This is a genomic window from Serratia sp. DD3 (assembly GCF_000496755.2).
Map to the genome: position 1 here is coordinate 30,212 of NZ_AYKS02000014.1, position 17,488 is coordinate 47,699.

Here is a 17,488-nt window from a genome sequence, read left to right on the forward strand (position 1 = left end):
TATTCGCCGAGGGAGTATTCAGTTGGTTAGTGTAAAAGGATTACATATGAAAAAACCAATTAGCTTGTTATTGTCATCTGCAACTCTTAGTTTAGTAATGATGAGCAACGTCAATGCTGCTGGAGAATTACAGCCAGGCAGATCAGGGCCGACAAACGGTGAAAATACCCTACTCCTTTGGGATACGCACTATTCAGGCTATATCATCTCAAATTATACGTTAGATAAATTAGAAAAAACTGACAAACTGGCAAAAGAAAGTCAGCAGAAACTCCAAGAAATGACCAGCCAATTCGATAAATTAAAGGAAGATCTCAAAGCAAAAGACCGTGAAATTGGCGAACTTAAGAATAAATTGGGTCAACCAGATAAGAAGCCCGCTGAGTTAAACGAACTAAAGCATAAAGTTGACCAGTTAGACAATAAACTCAGCGAACTTAACGAGCTGAAGCGTAAAGTCAACCAGCCAAACAATCAATCTGCCGAGATAAGCGATCTAAAACGGCAAGTCGAGCAATTAGGCACAAAAGTTAATCAAACCAATGAATTAAAAAGTAAAGCCGACCAGTCAGGCAATCAATCTACTGAGATTAACGAGCTGAAACGGCAAGTCGAACAATTAGGCACAAAAGTTACTCAAATCAATGAATTAAAAAGTAAAGCCGATCAGTCAGGCAATCAATCTGCTGAGATTAACGAGCTGAAACGGCAAGTCGAACAATTAGGCACAAAAGTTAATCAAATCAATGAACTAAAAAGTAAAGCCGACCAGTCAGGCAATCAATCTGGCGAGATTAACGATCTGAAACGGCAAGTCGAACAGTTAGGCACAAAAGTTAGTCAAATCAATGAACTAAAAAGCAAAGCCGACCAGTCAGGCAATCAATCTGGCGAGATTAACGATCTGAAGCGTCGAGTCGATCAGTTTGATAATAAGCTTGGTGAGATCAGTGAGCTGAGACGTAAAGTCGACCAACCAAGCAACCAATCGGGTGAAATAAACGACCTGAAGCGTCAAATCGATCAGTTAGATAACAAGCTTGGTGAGATCAACGATCTGAAACGTCAAATCGATCAGTTGGACAATAAACTCGGTCAGATAGACGAACTGAGGCGTGAGGTGCAGGATCTAGGCAGCAAAATTAAGTAATAATCATTAAACTGGCTATTTCAGTCTATGGCCTATTGAATACCCTCTCTTCGATATTCCCGTTGCAGGCGAACAAACCGCCTGCAACATTTTTCACTTCCCAGCTATACAGAAAAAAGTTAGTGGACAATACTTATTTATAATAGGCCACAGCAATTCATATTCCACTTTAGGTAACTGTCTGGTGTAACCTATCAGGAGAAATATTATGGTGACGAATAAACGTTTAGTGACTGTCGCACTTAGCATCACGCTTGCCCTCTCCTTAAGCGCCTGTGCAGATATGTCAAAACAGCAACGTAATACTGCCATAGGGGCAGGTGCTGGCGCAGTTGGTGGTGCAGTGCTGACCAATGGGAGCACATTAGGAACTCTTGGTGGTGCCGCTGTCGGCGGTATTATTGGCCATCAAGTGAGCAAATAAACCTGAATTTATTCACTGTTAAACTAAGGGGACTTTTTAAGCTCTCTTGATCATGCCGCAGCAAACCACTGCGGCATGGCTGTTTTTCAACCACCCGCCAGTTTAACTTTCATTCCCTTGGCTTCAAGCAACTGTTTAAGTAGTTCGCGCTTATCACCTTGAATCTCAATCACGCCCTCTTTTACCGCGCCGCCACAGCCGCATTTCTTCTTCAACTCAGCAGCCAGTTTATCCAACTCAGTATCATCAAGAGTGATACCAGTAATCAGACAAACCCCTTTGCCCTTACGCCCGCTGGTCTGGCGCTGAATACGAACAATGCCATCGCCAATCGCTCGCTGTTGTTTGATTTCTTCCTGCTTGATGCGCCCGGTGTCGGTGGAATAGACCAAGCGGCTATTACTCTCCTTCATGCGACCCCCCTAACCTCAGTGAGGCTCGGATAGCACTCAGTGTGGCGGCAGGATCAGCTGATTGGGTAATCGGGCGGCCAATTACCAAGTAATCTACGCCAGCTGCAACCGCCTGTACCGGTGTCATTACACGGCGCTGATCACCTGTTGCACTGCCCTCAGGGCGGATACCCGGTGTGACCAATTGAAATTGATGGCCACAGGCGGCTTTCAAACGCGTCGCTTCTTGCGCAGAACACACGACCCCATCCAAGCCACAATCTCGCGTCAAACGCGCCAATCTTTCTGCCTGCTCTGCCGGGGTTAGATCAATACCAATAGCACGCAGATCATCTGCCTCCATGCTGGTCAATACCGTCACCGCAATCAGTAAAGGCGCTTCGGCACCATAAGGTTGCAAGGCCTCTTTTGCTGCGGTCATCATACGAGCACCGCCACTGGCATGAACATTCACCATCCATACCCCCAGTTCTGCTGCTGCCGCTACCGCATGAGCTGTGGTATTAGGAATATCGTGAAATTTCAAATCGAGGAAAACATCAAACCCACGCTGATGAAGGTCGCGCACCATCTCTGGCCCGAACAAGGTAAACATCTCTTTACCCACTTTGAGTCGACAATCTTGTGGATCAATACGATCAACAAAAGCCAAGGCAGCATTTCTATCAGCGTAATCCAAGGCAACAATAATTGGAGAGGATTTTAATTTATTGTTATTCATATTATTTTTAGAGTGCATTGCTTCTGCCTTCTGTAATGTGGATATACTCGTCATACTTCAAGTTGCATGTGTGTTGGCTTTCCTCGCTCACCCCAGTCACTTACCGGTGTAAGCTCCAGGGGATTCTCTGCGTCGCCGCCTTCCTGCAACTCGAATTATTTAGTGGATAGACATAAATGCTCTGCCAGAAAAACTGACCGCCGCATTCTACCTGCCAACCCACACAAATCCCAGTGGCAGGAACAATAGCGGGTTAATCAATCTGCGCCCGACAAGCCAGCAACGATTCCAGCGCCAACTGGATGTCATGCTCTTGTGTCATCCAGTTCACTAATGCCGCACGAATGGCGGGCTGCCCATTATACTGAGTGGGTGTACAGCGGACTATGCCCTGTTGGTCCAAATATGAAAGAAAACGATCACGAGTCATCGCCGCATCACCCGAAATATTTTTAAGGGCAAAACAGACTACGTTCAGGTTCACCGGCGCTAATAGACAAAACCCTTCACTTGCCGCCAATTGATGACCTAACTGCCTCGCTAATGTCACGTTACGCTCGACGATCTCCTGCACACCATGACGACCATAGGCCTTCAGTGCCATCCATAGCGGCAAAGCGCGAAAGCGTCGTGAGTTTTCTGGCGTCAAATGCAAATAGTTATCAGGACGCAATGTCGGCGCTTCTAAATAAGCTGAATGATTTTGAAATACCTGCAGTTGTAATGCCAGGTGACGCGTAAATTGAATGGCGCAATCATAAGGCACATTCAGCCATTTATGAGCATCAACGGTAATTGAATCAGCTTGTTCCCACCCTGCTAATAGATGAGCATGAATAGGGGAACAGGCAGCAACCCCGCCGAAAGCGCCATCGACATGCAACCAGAATGGATAGCGCTCACGTAGCGCCAATAAACGGGGTAAATCATCGAAAACCGCAGTATTGACTGTTCCAGCGCTTGCCAGCACGATTGTCGGTATGCCTTGCGTCACCGCAAGGTGCTGTTCCAACGCGACGGTGTCAATGACCTCTGAATCTTTTTGTCTGGCGATGACTTTTAATGAGTCGCGTCCTAGCCCCAACATGCTGAGCGCTTTTACACTACTGGAATGAGCATTAGCAGACAGCACCTGAATAGGCCCTAAAGCAGTCACCCCCTGCTGCGCGATATCAACCCCTTGTTGTTGCCCTAACCACTGGCGGCCAATCGCAATACCCACAAAATTGGCCATTGTTGCGCCGCTAACAAAACTGCCGCTGAACTGCGCGGGTAAACCCAACAATATTTTTAGTTGTTCAATAGTCGCCAATTCAATAGCTGCCGCGACTGTGTCATGGCTCAATAGGCTATTTTGGTCAACCGTGCTAACCAACCAGTCAGCCGCCAAGGCTGCAGGTGTGACGCCCCCGGTGACAAAGCCAAAATAGCGTGGTCCGGCACTGGCGGATAATCCAGCGGCATAATGGTGCCAAAAGTACTCTAATGCAGCCACAGCCCCCTTTCCTTCTGGTGACAATTGTTGATCATCTGGTTTGATCTGTTGATCCATCAATGGCGGACAGACCGAACGTCGATCCAATCCGGAAAGAAAATTTTGAGCTAACTGAGTTGCACAATTGAGTATTTCGGGATAATTATCAAGATCCTGTTGTAGGCGCCAATGCATAGGTTATTTCCTTTCTATCCGTTAAATGTTACATGGCACTATAATTTATTGATTTCAGTGATACTATCGATAAAAAGTAACCTTATTGGATAGATATTTTAACCAATGATAAATAATCGTATCCCTCTCCATCTTTTACCCACCTTTGTCATCGCTGCTCGGCTAGAGAATCTACGTGCAACCGCTAAACAGGTTAATCTGACTCATGGTGCTATCAGTCAACAAATTAAGCAGCTTGAACAGGCCATCGGTTATCCGCTGTTTGAACGTAATGGCCGCGGAATACAACTCAACGCTGCAGGTCGTGAATTATTAGCCATCACTGAGCCCGCTTTAGTCAGTTTACAACAAGCAATTAGTCAAAGTAGACGTATCGCCACATGTAGAACCCTGCGTATTAGCGTGGTCCCCTCATTTGCCCACTACTGGCTCTTACCCAGATTGGCAGAGTTTCAGCGAACTTATCCAGAAATAGTGTTAGATATTGAGGCTTCGCTCGTGGTGCGTGATTTAGAGCGCGAAGGACTTGATGCGGCTATCCGTATTGGCAATGGGCAATGGCCGGGGGTACAAAAGCAGCTTATTGCCTCTGGAGAGGTCATGCCTGTCGCCTCACCAGAAATAAGCAATAAATGGCAACTCGCCTTTGCGGCTGGAAACGATGCGACGCCACTACTAGAGCACGAGGCCACACCTTGGTCACAATGGTTTCAAGCCCATCACCAAACACGCTACGGTCGTCAATTGGCATTATTTAATGATGCCGGATTGCTAGTGCGAGCTGCAGAACAAGGATTTGGCATTGCGTTAGTTAAATCTGTACTCGCTAGAGATGCTATTTCTGAGGGACGACTGGTCTCTTTAGCGGCAGCAACAAAACTTGATGATAATGATATTTACCTGATATGGCGGAAAATAACAGGATTAACGCCATCGGTTGAAACATTATTGGGCTGGCTTCAACAACAACTGGCTAATTCTGATTAAACCGTGGTTATTGTTTTGATTATTAACCTGATGATATATCCGTCGTCATGCAAGTAGCAGCAATGTTGACTACCACGATCTCTAACTAGCAAGGAGTTTACAGCAGATTTCACGCCTATTTGTCATGCAATGTCAGATTATTTTCGTTCTCTTAGTCCATAATAAGTCAGCTGTAGTAAAGATAGGTAAATTGTTAATCAAATATTTTGACTATCTAGGTCAGGGTTGTCCGGTTTCTAAATAGCCAGAACAAGCTATCATTAAATCAATCGAAAGAAAAAACACTTTCGAATCTAAAATGAAATTGGAGAACATCATGAATAACATCAAATATATTGCTTTATCTGCTGTACTATCAATGGCCACATTCACCAGTTTTGCTGCTGAATCAGTCAACCAACAACAATCAATGAACCTCACCAAAGCCGGCGTGGTTTCTGCTGGTCAGGCTAGCACGCTGGACACTCTAGAACAGCAACTGGCAGCAAAAGCCGCAGCACAAGGTGCCACTAGCTACCGTATTATCGCCGCAGGTGGCAACGATTTATTATACGGCAGTGCCGAGATCTATAAATAAGCATGACACCAAGAGCCCGTGATTTCGGGCTCTTTCGCCTTATCTCTCATTATTATTTCGGACAACACCACACTTTTTATAAATTTTTTATGACACACTGGACACGGTTGCCTGACTGCCTTAATTTAAAAGAAACACTAGCGAAAAAGGCAATGACATGAACGAAATATCAACACTGACAATCAAGATCCCTCTCGACCTGAAAGAAAAAATTAAAGCCATCGCTCTGGAGAACCAACTTTCCCTCAGTGCAGAGGTTTGTCAACGATTGGAAGATAGCCTTACTGTGTCAGTAAAATCACTGCCACAGCATGAGGATATTGATAATCAGGACACAGTAGAAAAAATTGAGCAACCACTCAGTCAAAAAGAACTAAAAAAGTTACGCCAATTACTGAAAATGGGCATCAAAAGCAATAAAAAGAAGTAGAACAGTCCAGATAGAACGGGATAATTCGCTATCCCGTTTTTTATTGTCCATCAAGCCCACGTATCGGTTTAACAGAAGCCCAAGCACGACATGAAGGACAATGCCAGTACAGTGAGTGCGCAGTAAAGCCGCATTTATGGCAACGGTAACGTGGCTTGGTGCGGATCTGCTCCCCTACCATGTCACGCAACAACAGCAGACTTTCCTTGGCACGGCCATCTTCTGCATCCGCCAGGTGATAATCCATCAAGCGATAGAACAGCCGCATTGTCGGGTGGCGCTGTAATTGGCGATTGATATAGGCCTGCACCACATCACGCCCATCACGTTGTTCGATCACCTCAGCCAGCATCAATTCTGCTGTGGCACCGCTATTTTCCTCAACACAACGTTTAAGATAATCCACCCACTCTTGCTGCTGCTGTGGTAAATGCGAGTAGCACTCATGCAGCATAGGCAATGCCTCACTGACTAACTCTTTATCTTGAACCAGAACAGGCGTCAAAGCATCTAGCGCTTGGGCATACTCCTCTTGCGCCATATAGATGCGCCCAAACATGATCGACACACGAGCACATTGTTTATCGGCCGCAGCCGCACGCTTTAACAAAGTCATCGCCTTGTCTAAATCGTCTCCGCCTAACGCTTGCAGTGCCAATTCACAATAAAAGTGAGCAATCTCGATACGCTGCTTATCATTACCAAGTTTTGCCAGTTTTTCCGCCATCTCGATGGCTTTCTGCCACTCACTGGTCGCCTGATAGATCACCAACAATTGTTGCAATGCTGAAACACGGAAGTCTTCCTCATCAATTAACTGACTGAACATATCTTCGGCGCGGTCATACAACCCGGCGACCATATAGTCACGGCCTAGTTGCTGAACAGCCAAAAGACGTTGTTCAAAGGAGAGTGAAGCACTTTCCATCAGTGCCTGATGAATACGGATGGCACGGTCAACTTCACCACGCGAGCGGAACAGATTACCCAGCGTCAGATGGGCTTCAACGGTATTACTATCCTCTTTCAACATATCGAGGAAGAGATCGACCGCTTTATCCTGCTGGTTGGAAAGCAGAAAGTTAACACCCGCCACATATTCTCGTGACAAACGATTAGCTTCCTGCTCTTTATCCTGCTGAGCACTTCTGCGCCCCATGTACCAACCGTAAGCGGCAGCTACAGGTAGCAACAGAAACAGCAGTTCTAACATAAAAGATTATTCCTTGCTGGTAGCAGGTAAAGACACTGGCTCGGCAGGTGTCTCAAGTTGTAATTCCAACCTCTTAATTTTCCTTTCAGCCCGCCCCAGTGCAATACGTATCCGCAGGTAAAATAACCCGCAAATAAGCCATGCCAGCATGAAACCACTGCCAAACAGGATAGCTAGCAACGTGGAGAGGCGATATTCGCCTTGTGCCACTAAATAGTTGAAGTTCACGATTTGATCATTATGCGCCCCCAATGTAATTGAGATTACAAAGATCACCAGAACCAATATAAAAATCAGTAAATATTTCACACTATTCCCCGCTGTGCCGAGTCAATCGGATGAACTTTAACCTCAATATTTGCTGACTATCCCATGCGCAGTCAGCAATATCAGGCATTTCCCTTTATTAGCTTTAAGGTAGCATTTCCCATCATGGCAAGGAAAGCCTGCTACACCATAATACCCGATATCTGTATACGATCTGGCAGAAAAATCACCCTTGATTATCAACTACTGCCATCATCAAGCATGGCTGCACACACAGATGCCGTTTCTTCTCATGTTCGCTGAATGGACCAAACCAGCGTAAGGCCAAAAAGCCGACGATTGCCACAAGTAGCCCGCTGATAACAACCGACATCATCAAATCTTTTGGCCAGTGCATGCCCAGTAACAAACGACTGGCCATCACACCCCCTGCCCAAAGCATCAGTAGCACCACCGTTTTATAACGTCTACGTGGCCAAAGCATCACGACACCCAACAAAGCCCAAGTGGATGCAAATAACGTATGCCCTGAGGGAAAAGCAAAGCCAGTTTCAGATTGCCAATGGTTCATTAACCATACGGGCACATCCTGTTGATCCTGCAACTGCTCTTTTACCAACATACTGCGCGCTTTTCTTGGTAGTGAATAAAAGCTTTTTTCATCAATGTGGTAGTTAGCCTCTAACCACACCACAAATGGCCTGGGCTCCTGTTTCCACTCTTTCATCACTGACTTAATGCCCTGCCCACTGAGCATCGCCATCATCAGCAGCATAAAAATGCCGATTGACGCTTTGGGGGGAAAACGCAAACACCAAAGAAACCAACCGCCAAGAAGCAGGCTGGTCAATATTCCCCAGGGTATCGAGACCGTTTCTGTCACCCAGTACAGCACTTTCAGAACTTTTTCATTACCGCCAGGTTGCCACTGCCAGCCTGAAAACCAAACTGCCAGTGGCAACAACAGCAGTAAAACACCGCCGCCAAGAGTACGTTTAATAATCGCTAACATTTAATTATCCTTCCACTCGCTTTATCCGGCAGTGTAACAATCTTATGAACGCAACAACACCCATTAAATTAAGTAGATAGCACAAGCAATTATCCGGCCATCTTGTTACACCGTCACTTATTATCGTCCTGCATCACGATGCTCTCAAGAAATCTAAAGCAAAAATAGCGAGGTAAATGGCTAGGTGCTGCTTTGCTGAGCATCCCTTGGCTGAAAGTTGTGGCAAAATACTCAACATGAATGAACCACATCTACTCATTGCCATTTTATATCCAGGTCCATTCAAGTTGCCGATCAATATTGAAAGTAAACATATGCGGCCAACGACACGGCAGTTTCCAGTATTATGAGGATAGTTCTGGTCAGTTTCCTGTTCCAGACGTAGGATGCTCGTAGTGATTTTACCGAATAGGTTTTGGAGAGTAATATGCAGCTAAAACGTGTAGCCGAGGCCAAACTGCCAACACCATGGGGGGAGTTTCTGATGGTGGGATTCGAAGAACTGGCAACCGGACACGATCATTTGGCACTCGTATTCGGTGATATTTCCGATGAAACGCCGGTCCTGTCACGAGTCCATTCTGAATGTTTAACCGGTGATGCCCTTTTCAGCCTGCGTTGTGACTGTGGTTTCCAATTGGAAGCAGCAATGGCACAAATTGCTGAGGAAGGTCGAGGTATTTTGCTTTATCACCGACAAGAAGGCCGTAATATCGGTCTACTCAACAAAATCCGCGCTTATGCTTTACAAGATAAAGGGGCGGATACCGTGGAAGCCAATCATCAACTCGGTTTTGCCGCAGATGAACGCGACTTCACCCTGTGTGCGGATATGTTCAAACTATTAGGTGTGAGTGCAGTTCGTTTGCTGACTAATAATCCGGAAAAGGTCAAAATCCTCAGCGAAGCAGGGATTAATATCACTGAGCGTGTCCCGTTGATTGTTGGCCGTAACCCGAAAAACGAACACTATCTCCAAACCAAGGCCAGTAAGATGGGGCACTTGCTTAACCGCCAATAACCGTCAATAACCGCCAATAACATCGCCGGTATGACTTGAGACCAAACAGGAGGGAACACCTCCTGTTGAAATTAACGGGCTGTAATAAGTAAAACTACCTGACCAACAGTTTGATATCTTTAAACATCGCCTCTATCTCATCGTTAGTCCGCAATGCCACCGCACTATCAACCACATCTCGTGTCAGATGGGGTGCAAACCGTTGAATAAAATCGTACATATAACTACGTAGGAAGGTACTGCGACGAAAACCGATCTTGGTTGTACTGTAGGTGAAAATATCCCGCGCATCCACGGTAACCAAGTCAGGGTCCAGCACCGGGTCCACAGCCATGCTGGCGATAACCCCCACGCCAAGCCCCAAACGCACATAGGTTTTGATCACATCCGCATCGGTGGCAGTAAATACGATATGCGGCGTCAACCCCGCATGGTTAAAGGCCACATCCAACTCTGAACGGCCGGTAAAACCGAAGGTATAAGTGACGATGGGGTAAGCAGCCAACTCTTCAATGGTGATATGGTCCTTGCCCGCTAATGGATGATCGGGTTTCACAACCACCGCCCGATTCCAATGGTAACAGGGTAACATCACTAAATCGCTGTACAGATGCAGAGCCTCTGTCGCTATGGCAAAATCAGCGCCCCCTTTGGCAACCGCTTCTGCTATTTGCGTAGGTGAGCCTTGATGCATATGCAGAGATACACGCGGGTAACGCTCAATAAAACCTTTAATCACATTGGGTAACGCATAGCGAGCCTGTGTATGGGTAGTAGCAACATACAATGACCCTTTATCTGGGTAAGTGTGTTCACCAGCCACAGCTTTAATGGCATCAATTTTGGACAAAACTTCGCGGGCAATGCGGATAACTTCCTGGCCTGCAGGTGTTACCTGAGTAAGATGCTTACCACTGCGGGCGAAAATCTGAATGCCCAACTCATCTTCCAGCATTCTGACTTGTTTACTGATACCCGGCTGCGAGGTATAGAGACCTTCTGCTGTAGAAGAGACATTGAGATTATGATTAACCACCTCGACAATGTAACGAAGTTGTTGCAATTTCATATCTTATACCATCCAAGGTTAAACCTGCGGTTTTATCCGCAGCCAGGTATCTCTGCGTCCACCTGATATGCTATAGCCATCGTTATTCAAACGGCAGGGTAATACTGAGTTTGAATAGCGCCAACCTTATCATGGAAAGCTGAAATAATCGCCATCACTAATGAATTTTTGAGATAAAAAAATATTTTATATAACCATTCTATAATGAAGCAGCATTAACTAAAACGTTGCCTCACCGGACAGCTCTTTATTATCAACCACTGTGCTGCAAAACCGGACAACAGGGAAAATATCCTGTTTACACGCCATGGAACCGACAAAAAACCAGCCTGTTGGCTGGTTTTTAGGTATTGATTCAATACATCATGATGAAAAGATCGCCTACATAAGCACAATTTTACTTCTTACTTTCCACCCATTTGCCGTCAACGTAAAAAGCTGACCAACCGGTGGCCTTTCCCTCTTTTTCTGAAGAGATATATTGTTGCTTGGTTTTACGACTAAAGCGGACCAGTGTCTTGTTACCCTCAGGGTCAGCAACTGGTGCCTCAGCTAGATAGCACAGTTTTTCAGGCAAACGATCTTTAAAGCGCACCAATTCTTCCACTAACGGCGCACGAGTTTCACGTGAGCGCGGGAAAGTATTGGCCGCTAAAAATACCCCTGCGGCACCATCACGCAATACGAAGTAAGCATCTGATTTTTCGCATGGCAGTTCAGGTAAGGGTACTGGATCCTCTTTAGGAGGAGCAACATCACCATTGCGTAGAATTTTGCGGGTATTTTTGCAATTTTCGTTGGTACAACCCATATATTTCCCGAAACGCCCCATCTTAAGATGCATTTCAGAGCCGCATTTTTCACACTCAACTATCGGTCCATCATAGCCTTTTATGCGGAACTCACCCTCTTCAATGGTGTAACCGTCACAGGCCGGATTATTACCACAAACATGTAGTTTACGCTGGTTATCAATGAGATAACTATCCATCGCTGTGCCACATTTCTGGCAGCGACAGCGAGCACGTAATGCATTTGCCTCCGCCTCATCACCTTCGAGGATATTGAGAATTTCGGCTTCTGGTACCAGGTTGATCGTCGTTTTACAACGCTCTTTAGGCGGCAATGCATAACCCGAACAGCCCAGAAACACCCCGGTACTGGCGGTGCGAATGCCCATTTTGCGGGCGCAGGTCGGGCAATCGATACTGGTCATTACCATCTGGTTGGGGCGCATACCGCCTTCTTGCGGATCTTTTTCCGCAGTTTCCAGCTGTGCACTAAAATCTACAAAGAATTCGTCCAGCACCGCCTTCCATTCAGCATGGTTATTGGCAACCTGATCCAATTCATCTTCCATGCGTGCAGTAAAGTCGTAATTCATCAGCTCACGGAAGTTTTCTTCCAGACGGTCGGTAACAATTTCCCCCATCTTTTCCGCATAGAAACGGCGGTTCTCAACCCGGACATAACCACGGTCCTGAATCGTTGAGATGATCGAGGCATAGGTTGATGGACGCCCAATACCACGTTTTTCCAGCTCTTTAACCAGCGACGCTTCACTGTAACGTGCTGCTGGCTTGGTAAAATGCTGACTTGGTAGCAACTTCTGCAACGATAAATCAGTACCCACTTCGACAAACGGTAATGTGCGATCCTCATCACCTTTGCGTAATGCAGGCATCACTTTGGTCCAACCATCAAAACGCAATGTGCGACCTTTGGCGCGTAATTGGAAATCACCCGCTTTCACCGTTAGCGTCGTCGAATCGTACTGCGCAGGTGTCATCTGACAAGCAACGAACTGGCGCCAGATAAGTTGATACAGCTTTTGTGCATCCGCTTCCATGTCTTTCAACTGATCTGCCAATACATTGACATCAGAAGGACGAATGGCCTCGTGGGCTTCTTGAGAATTCTCTTTGCTACTATACTGATTAGCTGCTTTCGGCAGATATTTATCGCCAAAATTATCGCCAATATAATCGCGCACCATATTGAGTGCATCTTGACTCAAATTGGTAGAGTCAGTACGCATATAGGTGATGTGACCCGCTTCATACAGACGTTGCGCCATCATCATGGTTTTCTTCACACCAAAACTCAGGCGGGTACTGGCAGCCTGCTGGAGTGTAGACGTTATAAACGGAGCACCTGGCTTGCTGCTGGTGGGTTTGTCTTCCCGATCCTGCACCCGATAACGCGCGTTTTCCAACGCGGTAACCGCCGCGTAGGTCTGCTCACGATTAACCGGTTTGAATGGTTTATCGTGAGCATGGGTGACTTCCATCTGCAGCATCGTATCGTCAGTTGCCTGTAAGTCAGCATGCAGTTGCCAATACTCTTCTGGCACAAAAGCCTTGATATCACGCTCACGTTCTACCACCAGCCGCACGGCAACGGACTGCACTCTACCGGCAGATAAGCCGCGAGCGATCTTTTTCCACAGCAGCGGTGATACCATGTAACCCACAACGCGGTCCATAAAGCGACGTGCCTGTTGTGCATTGACCCGAGCGATATTCAGTTCACCCGGTGCTTGAAACGCCTGTTGAATGGCGTTTTGGGTGATTTCGTTAAACACCACACGACTAAAGCGCTTCTCATCCCCACCAATCACTTCCCGCAGGTGCCACGCAATGGCTTCCCCTTCGCGGTCAAGGTCCGTTGCAAGGTAAATGTGGTCCGCGTTTTGAGCTAAGGATTTTAACTCTGCGACAACCTTTTCTTTACCCGGCAGAATTTCATAATTCGCCTGCCAGCCGTGGTAAGGATCGACCCCCATCCTGTTGACCAAGGCCACTTTTTCATCTTTCTTGACTTTCTTTTTAGCTTTGTCTTCGGCTGCGTCAGCACTTTTCTTGTTGGCTGAACCACTGGTCGGCAAATCACGTATATGGCCGACGCTGGACTTCACCACGTAGCTGCTACCTAAATATTTATTAATCGTTTTGGCTTTTGCCGGGGACTCAACTATTACGAGAGCTTTGCCCATATTTACCTTTACCTAATCTATTTCTTTAAAAAGAAGCCATTCGTCTTGCCGTACCGCGGCAATTCGTCTCTCTTTTTTATATTGCGACACTTTGGCAGGAGATCAACCCGTTTTTTCCCATGACCGACCTGACAGGCCAACCCATACTCTCAATGATGAGAGCCATATCACACCAAAATACTTGGGGTTAGCGCTCTGACAACCAATACATATCTCTACTTACTGGCTTTAAAAAATTTTCAGATCCGTCAAACCAGGCCCCTTTCGCCCCGGTATGATATAAAAATCCCTTTTACTCAGGACCACAAAACGCCACACTCTACCTGATAAAAAACCAATTAGCACGGAAAACACTATGACAACCCCCTGACCAATACCGTTATCACAGCAGGAACAGACGGATTGATAAGCCCGGTACCCCACCCCCTGTTACAGTCTAAAAAACGTCAATCATCCGTTAAAGTGCGATCTAAGTTTTGGCTGGTTTGCAGATAAAAGCGAACCCGCGATAGAATATTGTTAATATTTTTTGTCAGGAGAGAACAGATGCAAACAAATACCCAACCCATCGAACGCCAAACGCTACTTGTTGAAGCCAATAACGTCATCCGCCAACATGAAGACTATTTGCAGGGAATGGTAGCAAACGATGTAGCACAAAAAGGTAATGTGCTGGTTTTCCGCGGTGAGTTTTTTTTAGATCCGGATGGATTACCGACCGCAAAGACCACGGCAGTGTTTAATATGTTTAAGCATTTGGCACATCTGTTTTCTGAAAAATACCACCTGGTCGATTAAATACTGTACTTAGTCTCATTTGGATTGCCACTGACCAATACATGCTCAATAACACGGGGCCAGTGCCCCGTGTCATGATTGATATGATGATTAGATCAACGGTTTCTCACCGCGCTGCCACCAACGTAACAACAGGCGATCAACACTCTCTGCCGCACTACCGGTGATACGGTCGATAAGACGCTTACGACGGGTATAGCACACCCCGACGACTTCATGATTTTCCATCTCGGCAATCAACAGGTCATCACTGGTACCCACGGCATCAATCAAGCCCTTATCCTTTGCCTGAATGCCAAACCAGTGTTCGCCCGTTGCCACACTATCAATATCCAGAGAAGGCCGTTGCTGGTGCACAAATTGTTTGAATAGCTCATGAGTTTCATTCAAATCTTCGCAGAATTTCTCACGGCCCTGCGGCGTATTTTCGCCAAACAGTGTTAATGTGCGCTTGAACTGCCCTGCTGTGTGTAGTTCAACATCAATGTCATTCTTTTTCAGTAAACGATGAAAGTTAGGGATCTGCGCAACCACACCGATAGAACCAATAATGGCGAAGGGAGCCGCCACAATGCGATCAGCGACACAAGCCATCATGTAACCCCCACTGGCTGCCACTTTATCCACCGCCACCGTCAGGCGGATGCCCCCCGTACGCAGCCGTTCCAGTTGTGAAGCCGCCAGACCATAACCATGTACCATCCCACCGGGACTTTCCAGGCGTAGCAAGACTTCATCCTTGGACGTGGCCACCGCAAGAACAGCGGATATCTCTTCACGTAATGAGGTAACTTCATGTGCATCTATACTGCCCTTGAAATCAAGCACATACAGATAAGACTTACTGGCTTCTACCGCCCCCGACTTAGCCCGCTGCTTTTTGAGCTTTTCGTCACTCTTGTTCTGTTTTTTAAACTGTTTACTCCATACTTTTTGCTCCGCAGTTCCCATTCGTGCCAGGCGCATTTCACGCTGTACTTCACGATATTGCTCACCCAGATCGGTAAGCTGTAATTCCCCTTTTTGCTGGCCTTTGCTCTGCCTTAGGGTCACTGCGAGCAGCGCCAGTGCAACAATCGCTATCACTACCGTGGCAACTTTGGCCAGGAACAGGCCATAAACAGATATAAACTCCACAGATCCCGCCTATATTTACAGTTTGTTAATATGATCCTGCCTATTTTAGCCAATCGATACCATCGCTGTCGCGGTCAAATGAACATTCATTGCTTTCTTCGTATAACCACCGAGGTAACGTAAGGTTGATTGCAACTGAAAAGAACTTGGGTATATTCACTGTTCGTCCCAAAACCAAATAACATTGTGTGAGGAACTATAGTGGATTACCAACCTAAACCGGACTTACTGAAGCAACATATTATCCTGGTAACTGGCGCAGGTGACGGCATTGGTCGAGAGGCAGCATTAACTTATGCTCGCTTTGGCGCACAGTTGGTGTTGTTGGGGCGTACTGAGGGTAAATTACAGGCAGTGCGAGCAGACATTATCGCCAACGGCGGTGCCCCCGCACACATTATTACGCTCGACCTGCTGCATACCACCTCACAACAGTGTCAGGAGATGGCTCACGAATTAGCACACAAAGTGCCTCGCCTTGATGGTGTGCTGCACAATGCCGGTTTATTAGGAGACATCGCCCCCATGGCAGAGCAGTCAATAACCCAATGGCAAGAAGTCATGCAGGTTAATGTTAATGCCACCTTTATGCTGACCCAGGTGCTATTGCCGTTGTTGCTGAAATCTCCTGCTGGTTCTTTGGTTTTTACCAGTTCCAGTGTGGGTCGTTTGGGGCGAGCTCTCTGGGGAGCCTATGCCGTATCCAAGTTTGCCACCGAGGGCATGATGCAGGTATTGGCTGACGAGTACAAAGACACGAATTTGCGGGTAAACAGCATTAATCCCGGAGGAACACGCACGAAAATGCGCGCTTCTGCTTTCCCCAATGAAAATAAAGACAAACTAAAGACCCCTGCCGATATCATGCCACTCTATCTGTATCTTATGGGCGAAGATAGCCAAAGTCAGAATGGCATAAGTTTTGATGCCCAACCCAATCGCAAACCCGGTGCTGCCGAATAAGGAACCCACTATCATGGCTGAAGATCGCCACCAACAACGTCAACAACGCCTTAAAGAACAGGTGGATGCCCGTATTGCCGCCGCCCAGGAAGTTCGCGGTTTATTGCTGGTGTTCACCGGTAATGGCAAAGGTAAAACCACCGCTGCTTTCGGCACCCTCACCCGCGCAGTGGGCCACGGTATGAAAGCGGGTGTGATCCAATTTATCAAAGGCCAATGGCCTAATGGCGAAAAAAACCTGTTACAGCAACATGGCGTAGAATTCCAGATTATGTCCACGGGTTTTACTTGGGAAACACAGAATAAAGAGAGTGATACCGCCGCCTGTCTGGCCACTTGGCAACAGGGTAAACGTATGCTGGCAGATAGTCACCTTGATATCGTGCTGCTGGACGAACTGACCTATATGGTCAGCTATGGGTATCTAGCCTTGGAGGAGGTGGTACAGGCTTTACATCAACGTCCTGCCCATCAGACAGTGATCATTACCGGGCGCGGTTGCCATCGAGATTTGCTGGAATTGGCAGATACCGTAACCGAGATGCGTCCTGTGAAACATGCATTTGATGCTGGGATAAAAGCTCAGCAAGGTATTGACTGGTAGAGTGGAAACCGTGACCTGAGATCAGGCCACGGTTACTA

The 17,488-nt window shown here is 46.7% G+C and carries 18 protein-coding genes; 9 read left to right on the forward strand and 9 right to left on the reverse strand.

The window, feature by feature from the left end; genetic code table 11:
• The first annotated feature begins 46 nt into the window (after positions 1-46).
• Positions 47-1,150, forward strand: a complete 1,104-nt coding sequence (locus IO95_RS01360) for a hypothetical protein (RefSeq protein WP_023491668.1) — start codon at positions 47-49, stop codon at positions 1,148-1,150.
• A 208-nt stretch (positions 1,151-1,358) separates the two neighbouring features.
• Complete coding sequence (gene osmB / locus IO95_RS01365) at positions 1,359-1,574, forward strand: osmotically-inducible lipoprotein OsmB (protein ID WP_023491667.1); 216 nt, start codon at positions 1,359-1,361, stop codon at positions 1,572-1,574.
• Positions 1,575-1,660: 86 nt separating this feature from the next.
• On the opposite strand, the gene yciH is transcribed toward osmB, so the two are convergent.
• The 3 genes from yciH to IO95_RS01380 all read right to left on the reverse strand — a co-directional run bounded on the left by yciH (position 1,661) and on the right by IO95_RS01380 (position 4,377).
• Entirely contained in the window at positions 1,661-1,987 is a 327-nt protein-coding gene (gene yciH / locus IO95_RS01370) for a stress response translation initiation inhibitor YciH (RefSeq protein ID WP_023491666.1), read from the reverse strand.
• Complete coding sequence (pyrF, locus tag IO95_RS01375; protein ID WP_023491665.1) at positions 1,974-2,726, reverse strand: orotidine-5'-phosphate decarboxylase; 753 nt, start codon at positions 2,724-2,726, stop codon at positions 1,974-1,976. Before pyrF ends, yciH begins: the two co-directional genes overlap by 14 nt.
• Positions 2,727-2,961: 235 nt before the next feature.
• The gene (locus tag IO95_RS01380; protein ID WP_023491664.1) at positions 2,962-4,377 is read right to left on the reverse strand and encodes a pyridoxal-dependent decarboxylase; all 1,416 of its coding nucleotides are present in this window, start codon (positions 4,375-4,377) and stop codon (positions 2,962-2,964) included.
• Between the two features lie 105 nt (positions 4,378-4,482).
• Here IO95_RS01380 and IO95_RS01385 point away from each other — a divergent pair, with 105 nt between their 5' ends.
• The 3 genes from IO95_RS01385 to IO95_RS01395 all read left to right on the forward strand — a co-directional run bounded on the left by IO95_RS01385 (position 4,483) and on the right by IO95_RS01395 (position 6,371).
• The gene (locus IO95_RS01385; protein ID WP_023491663.1) at positions 4,483-5,364 is read left to right on the forward strand and encodes a LysR substrate-binding domain-containing protein; all 882 of its coding nucleotides are present in this window, start codon (positions 4,483-4,485) and stop codon (positions 5,362-5,364) included.
• 316 nt (positions 5,365-5,680) lie between these two features.
• Entirely contained in the window at positions 5,681-5,941 is a 261-nt protein-coding gene (locus tag IO95_RS01390) for a YdgH/BhsA/McbA-like domain containing protein (protein WP_023491662.1), read from the forward strand.
• Positions 5,942-6,098: 157 nt separating this feature from the next.
• Positions 6,099-6,371 carry an Arc family DNA-binding protein gene (locus IO95_RS01395; RefSeq protein ID WP_023491661.1) on the forward strand — a complete coding sequence of 91 codons (273 nt, stop codon included), beginning with the start codon at positions 6,099-6,101 and terminating at the stop codon, positions 6,369-6,371.
• A gap of 40 nt (positions 6,372-6,411) precedes the next feature.
• On the opposite strand, the gene lapB is transcribed toward IO95_RS01395, so the two are convergent.
• From lapB to pgpB, 3 genes are all read right to left on the reverse strand, one after another.
• Positions 6,412-7,584, reverse strand: coding sequence for a lipopolysaccharide assembly protein LapB (gene lapB, locus IO95_RS01400; RefSeq protein WP_023491660.1), 1,173 nt, complete (start codon positions 7,582-7,584; stop codon positions 6,412-6,414).
• Positions 7,585-7,590: 6 nt separating this feature from the next.
• Positions 7,591-7,893, reverse strand: a complete 303-nt coding sequence (locus IO95_RS01405) for a LapA family protein (RefSeq protein ID WP_023491659.1) — start codon at positions 7,891-7,893, stop codon at positions 7,591-7,593.
• Positions 7,894-8,077: 184 nt separating this feature from the next.
• Positions 8,078-8,863: a phosphatidylglycerophosphatase B gene (gene pgpB / locus IO95_RS01410; RefSeq protein ID WP_023491658.1), complete on the reverse strand. Its 786-nt coding sequence runs from the start codon at positions 8,861-8,863 to the stop codon at positions 8,078-8,080.
• Between the two features lie 427 nt (positions 8,864-9,290).
• Here pgpB and ribA point away from each other — a divergent pair, with 427 nt between their 5' ends.
• Complete coding sequence (gene ribA, locus IO95_RS01415) at positions 9,291-9,884, forward strand: GTP cyclohydrolase II (RefSeq protein ID WP_023491657.1); 594 nt, start codon at positions 9,291-9,293, stop codon at positions 9,882-9,884.
• A 94-nt stretch (positions 9,885-9,978) separates the two neighbouring features.
• On the opposite strand, the gene cysB is transcribed toward ribA, so the two are convergent.
• Together cysB and topA are read right to left on the reverse strand one after the other, a co-directional pair.
• The gene (cysB, locus tag IO95_RS01420; RefSeq protein WP_023491656.1) at positions 9,979-10,953 is read right to left on the reverse strand and encodes an HTH-type transcriptional regulator CysB; all 975 of its coding nucleotides are present in this window, start codon (positions 10,951-10,953) and stop codon (positions 9,979-9,981) included.
• A 397-nt stretch (positions 10,954-11,350) separates the two neighbouring features.
• Complete coding sequence (topA, locus tag IO95_RS01425; protein WP_023491655.1) at positions 11,351-13,948, reverse strand: type I DNA topoisomerase; 2,598 nt, start codon at positions 13,946-13,948, stop codon at positions 11,351-11,353.
• A 546-nt stretch (positions 13,949-14,494) separates the two neighbouring features.
• On the opposite strand from topA, the gene IO95_RS01430 reads away from it, so the two are divergent.
• A complete protein-coding gene (locus tag IO95_RS01430) occupies positions 14,495-14,746 on the forward strand; it encodes a YciN family protein (RefSeq protein WP_023491654.1) in 252 nt (83 codons plus the stop codon).
• 90 nt (positions 14,747-14,836) lie between these two features.
• Here IO95_RS01430 and sohB read toward each other — a convergent pair whose 3' ends face one another.
• Positions 14,837-15,883, reverse strand: coding sequence for a protease SohB (gene sohB / locus IO95_RS01435; protein WP_023491653.1), 1,047 nt, complete (start codon positions 15,881-15,883; stop codon positions 14,837-14,839).
• Positions 15,884-16,084: 201 nt separating this feature from the next.
• Between sohB and IO95_RS01440 the strand changes: the two genes are divergently transcribed.
• Positions 16,085-16,846, forward strand: a complete 762-nt coding sequence (locus IO95_RS01440) for a YciK family oxidoreductase (protein WP_023491652.1) — start codon at positions 16,085-16,087, stop codon at positions 16,844-16,846.
• 13 nt (positions 16,847-16,859) lie between these two features.
• Positions 16,860-17,450, forward strand: coding sequence for a cob(I)yrinic acid a,c-diamide adenosyltransferase (gene cobO, locus IO95_RS01445; protein ID WP_023491651.1), 591 nt, complete (start codon positions 16,860-16,862; stop codon positions 17,448-17,450).
• Positions 17,451-17,488: the final 38 nt, after the last annotated feature.